This is a genomic window from Frankia sp. CeRuru1 (genome assembly GCF_977966315.1).
In genome coordinates this window covers 1-5138 of sequence record NZ_CDWWEW010000361.1, presented here as the reverse complement: position 1 = coordinate 5138, position 5138 = coordinate 1, and the positions used below count along the sequence as shown (strand labels likewise).

The 5138-nt window shown below is 71.9% G+C and carries 4 protein-coding genes; 3 read left to right on the top strand and 1 reads right to left on the bottom strand.

The window, feature by feature from the left end; translation table 11 throughout:
• The 3 genes from AC08OP_RS20325 to AC08OP_RS20315 all read left to right on the top strand — a co-directional run.
• On the top strand, positions 1 to 1544 hold a 1544-nt coding region (locus AC08OP_RS20325), incomplete at its 5' end, for a 4-alpha-glucanotransferase (protein WP_476615636.1).
• Positions 1545 to 1554: 10 nt separating this feature from the next.
• Complete coding sequence (locus tag AC08OP_RS20320) at positions 1555 to 1995, top strand: hypothetical protein (protein WP_476615635.1); 441 nt, start codon at positions 1555 to 1557, stop codon at positions 1993 to 1995.
• Complete coding sequence (locus AC08OP_RS20315) at positions 1982 to 2419, top strand: DUF5130 family protein (protein ID WP_476615634.1); 438 nt, start codon at positions 1982 to 1984, stop codon at positions 2417 to 2419. The genes AC08OP_RS20320 and AC08OP_RS20315 overlap by 14 nt, the downstream gene beginning before the upstream one ends.
• 82 nt (positions 2420 to 2501) lie before the next feature.
• On the opposite strand, the gene pepN is transcribed toward AC08OP_RS20315, so the two are convergent.
• The gene (pepN, locus tag AC08OP_RS20310) at positions 2502 to 5048 is read right to left on the bottom strand and encodes an aminopeptidase N (RefSeq protein WP_476615633.1); all 2547 of its coding nucleotides are present in this window, start codon (positions 5046 to 5048) and stop codon (positions 2502 to 2504) included.
• Positions 5049 to 5138 lie beyond the last annotated feature (90 nt).

Genomic DNA, 5138 nt, shown 5'->3' with positions numbered 1-5138 from the left:
GGACGCCCGAGTACGCTCGGGCCGATCCCGCCACCCGGTCGGCCGTTGACGAGCTCGCCCGCGGCGCCCGCCGCGACGGTCGGCGGGACGGTCTGCTCGATCGGGACGCGGTGTGGCGGGCGAAGCTGGCCGCGCTGGAACTGCTCTTCGAGGTCTTCCGGCGCGGCGGCGAGCAGGTGGCATCCGCCGAGCCGGCCGGGTCCGACCTGATCGATTTCGCGACCTGGAGCGCGCTCGCTGAGCGGTACGGCCCGGACTGGCGGACCTGGCCGGCGCGTCTCGCTCATCCGGGCGCGCCCGCCGTCGCCGAGGCGAGGGCGGAGCTGGCCGACCGCGTCGCCTTCCACGTGTGGCTCCAGCAGCGCTGCGACCAGCAGCTCGCCGCGGCGCAGGCCGCCGCCCGGGCCGCCGGGATGGCCGCCGGGATCGTGCACGACCTGGCCGTCGGCGTCGATCCGGGCGGTGCGGACGCCTGGGCACTGCAGGACGTTCTCGCCGTCGGCGCGAGCGTGGGGGCCCCACCGGACACCTTCAATCAGCAGGGCCAGGACTGGGGGCTGCCGCCGTGGCGGCCGGATGCCCTGGCCGAGGCCGGGTACGCGCCGTTGCGTCAGATGGTTGCCTCGGTGCTGCGCCGCGGCGGCGGGCTGCGGGTCGACCACATCCTCGGCCTGTTCCGGCTGTGGTGGATTCCGGCTGGGGCGGGCGCCGCTCACGGGACGTACGTGCGTTACGACGCCGAGGCGATGCTCGGCCTGCTCGCGTTGGAGGCCGCCCGCGCCGGCGCCGTCGTCGTCGGGGAGGATCTGGGTACCGTCGAGGCATCGGTGGCGACGACGCTCGCCCGCCTGGACGTGCTGGGTTCGACGGTGCTGTGGTTCGAGCAGGACGCCGAGGGCCGGCCGTCGCCGCCGACGGCGTACCGGGCGGCGACGATGGCCAGCCTCACCACGCACGACCTGCCCACCGCCGCCGGCTACCTCGAGGGCGAGCACGTGCGCACCCGCGCCCGGTTGGGGCTGCTCGGGCGTTCGGAGGAGGCCGAGGCGGCCGGCTGGCGAGCCGAGCGGGACGCGTTGGTCGAGCTGGTGCGATCCGAGGGACTGGTGGATCCGGCGGGCGCAGCGGCGAGCCTCGGCGGACGGGGGAACCCCGGCGGGAGCGGCCGGCCCGAGTTTGACCCCGCCGTCCGGGAGGAGTTCGGCCCCGCCGTTCGGCAGGAGATCGTTTTCGCGCTGTACCGGCTGCTGGTGCGGTCTCCGTGCCGCATCGTGCTCGGGTCGCCGGGTGACGCGCTGGGCGACCGGCATCAGCCGAATCTGCCGGGCACGATCGACGCCTATCCGAACTGGCGGCTCCCGGTGACCGACTCCGCCGGTCGGCCGGTTACGGTGGAACGCCTGCTGACCGATCCGGACGTGCGCCGGCTCGGCGAGCTCCTCGCCCAGGCCCGGGTTGCCCAGGCCCGGGTTGCCCAGATCCGGGGCGCGTCGTCCACCGGTGCGGCACCCCTAGACGAGGACCGTAACCCCATTTCCCGGTAATCTTCGCTGCGTGACTCGACGTCGACCGCGCCAGACCCGATGGCTGCCGTTCGCCGGCACCTCCCGCCCGTGGCCGGGGGCGCACCCCGCGCCGGGGTTGCGATCCAGGATCGCGCCGCGCCGGGTTCTCACCGTTGCTGGCCTTGCGCTGTTCGCGGTGCCGGTGTTCGCGGTGAGCGCCTCGGCCGGGGAGATCGGAACCTTCTACAACCCCGATCCGCTCACGGCCGTGCAGTCATGGGCGATCTACGGCGGCACCATCGTCGGTGGGTTCGTCATCGCGATCCTGCTGGCCGCGTGGTCGAGCCGCAAGAGCGGGCCGGTGCGCTACCGCCCGGGGCAGCCCTGGGAGCACGACGAGATCTGGATCGGCTCCAAGCCGGAGGAGATCGAGGGCGAGCAGGCGAAGACCGCCCTTCCCGGCGCGGGTGGTGCCAGTGGCAACTGGTGAGCCGTTCACCCACGAGCAACTCGACCGGCTGAACCGGGCCCGGGAGCTCGCCGAGACGCATACCGGTATCCACGTCAGCATCCGGATCGGCGCGGTGCGCGGCGACGCCCGGCTCGCCGCCGAGCGGATCCTCGCGAACCTCGTCGACGACGCGGGGCGGGATGCCGCCGTGCTGATCCTCGTCTCGCCCGGGCAGCGGTTCGTGCGGATCGCCACGACCCCGGCCGCCAAGAAGCGGATCGGCGACTCGGCCGCCGGGCTCGCCGCGTTGACGATGGCCTCCAGCTTCGCGCTGGGCGACCTGGTCGGCGGCCTGATCGCCGGTATCCGCCAGCTCGCGGACGCGGCAGGTGGCGCGGGCGGCGCAGCCGCCGGGACCCTCCCCCCGACGCAGCCTTCGTTGGCGGCTAGCCCGACGCCTTGACCCCGCTGGCCCCGGAGGAGCCGGCCCCGGCCGGGTCCTCCGGCCAGGCCGGCTCCGACCGGCGTGATGCGGGTACGGTACGCTATGCCGCCTCGATGTCCTTCTTGCGCGCGGCCAGCGCCCGGACGAGCCCGTCGCGGCCTTCCAGCAGGGCCCGCCGCAGGGGCGGAACCGGGTTGTGCTCGGCCAGGTAGGCGTCGACCTTCGCCACCGTCTCCGGTTCGATCATCGATGCCGGGAACAGCATCTGGGTGATGGTAGAGGCCATGTCGAAGCTGCGGGTCTCCCAGATCCCAGCGATCTCGTCGAAGAAACGGTCCACGTAGGGCCGGGTCAGCTCGAGCTGGTCGGAGATCCAGAAACCGCCCATCGTCGCGGCGGCCAAGTGGTTCGACAGGGTGTCCGAGTCCATGACCGCCGACCAGGCGACCGCCTTCGCCGCCGCGGTCGGCCGTGCCGCCCGCGCGGTCGCCGCTCGCTTCTCGCCGGTGGCGGTGCGGTCGCGGGCGAGCTCCGCGTCGATCTCGGCGTCGGCGTACACGCCCCGCGCGACGAGCTGGGTCAGCAGGGTCCAGCGCAGCTCGGTGTCGAGCACGAGCCCCTCGATGACGTCGGTGCCCTCGAACAGCGCCCGGATCCGCGCCACCTGGTCGGACTCCTCGGCCTGGGCGAAGGAGGTGGTGTAGACGAGCTGCAGGTCGCTGCCGGGGGCCGCGGCGCGCGCCAGCTCCTCGGCGCGTTCCGTCAGCGCGCGCAGCGCGGGCTTCCGGTTTGCCGGGTCACCGTAAGTGTCGATCGTCAGGTCCGCCTTGGCCAGCAGCGACTGCACCACGCCGATGTCGTCCTCGGCGGTCACCCCGGACAGCACGAGCCGGACGTAGTCGCGGGCGGCGAGTTCGGCGTCGCGGGTCATGTCCCAGGCCGCCGCCCAGCACAGCGTCCGGGGCAGTGACTGGGAGATGGCGCCGATCGACTCGACGAGCGTGGCCAGCGACCGCTCGTCGAGGCGCACCTTCGCGTACGTGAGGTCGTCGTCGTTGAGCAGGATCAGATCCGGCTGGCGGGCACCGACAAGCTTGGTGACCTCGGTGAGCTTGCCCGTCACGTCGAGCTCGACCCGTTCCCGCCGGACCAGCGCGCCGGTGGCGTCCCGATCGTAAAGGCCGATCGCGAGCCGGTGCGGGCGCAGCGTGCGCGAGGCGGTCGGCGGCGCCGACGCCGGCTCCTGCACCACGTCGAACGAGGTGAACAGGCCCGAGGAGTCGGTGAAGAAGCGCGGCCGCAGGGTGTTCGCGCCGGTGGTCTCCAGCCAGTCCGCGGACCAAGCGGTCAGGTTCCGCCCGCTGGCGTTCTCCAACTCGTCGAGCAGGTCGCGCAGCGACGTGTTCGCGTACTCGTAGCGGCGGAAGTATGTCCGCAGCCCGGCGAGGAACTCCTCCTGGCCGACCCAGGCCACGAGCTGCTTGAGCACCGAGGCGCCCTTGGCGTAGGTGATGCCGTCGAAGTTCGTCCGCACCGCGTCCATGTCCGGGGCGTCGGCGACGATCGGGTGCGTGGAGGAGAGCTGGTCCTGGCGGTAGGCCCAGCCCTTCTCCGCGTTGGCGAAGGTCGTCCAGCCGTTGGTGAAGCGGGTCGCGTTCACCTGGGCGAGGACTGACATGTAGGTGGCGAACGACTCGTTCAGCCACAGGTCGTCCCACCAGCGCATGGTGACCAGGTCACCGAACCACATGTGCGCCATCTCGTGCAGGATCGTCTCGGCGCGCCGCTCGCGGCGGGCTTCGGTCACCTTCGCCCGGAAGACATACTCCTCCAGGAAGGTCACGCAGCCGGCGTTCTCCATCGCCCCGGCGTTGAACTCGGGCACGAACAACTGGTCGTACTTGCCGAACGGGTACCGGTAGTCGAACACCCGGTGGTAGAAGTCGAACCCAGCCTTGGTGATCTCGAAGAGCTCGGCGGGGTCGAGGAACTCGGCCAGCGATCGGCGGCAGTAGAGGCCCAGGTCGATGCCGTCGTGGTGGTCGCGGACCTCGTGGTACGGGCCGGCGACGAGCGCGGTGATGTACGTCGACATCACCGGGGTGGTCAGGAAGCGGATGGTGCGCACCCCGATTGCGGCCTCCGCCACCGCGGCGACTGCGCTGTTGGAGATCGCCTTCCATTCCGCCGGGACGGTGACCGTGAGGGTGAACGTCGCCTTGAGGTCGGGCTGGTCGAAGCAGGCGTACATCCGGTGCGCGTCGTACGTCTCGAACTGGGTGTAGAGGTAGACGGCCTCGTCCACCGGGTCGACGAAGCGGTGCAGGCCCTCACCGGTGCGGGAGTAGATGCCGTCCGCCACCACCGTGAGCCGGTTCGACTCCGCGAGGTTGTCGAGCCGGATCCGCTCGCCGTCGAACACCGCGGCGGGGTCGAGCGGCGCCCCGTTGAGAACGACCTCGTCGACCTTCGCGGCGGCGAGCTCGATGAACGTCGACGCCCCGGGCTCGACGCAGGTGAAGATGACCGCGGTCGACGTGCGGAAGGTCTCGTGGCCGGTCGTCAGGTCGAGTTCGACGTCATAGGAGGCGACGTTGAGCAGGCGGGCGCGCTCGCGCGCCTCGTTGCGGGTGAGGTTGTTGGGCACCCGGTTCCTTTCGGACGGCACGGACTTGCAGGACTGCGACACGGTCATCACCGTGTTCCCAGTCTCCCACGCCGATGAGGAGAACGGTCG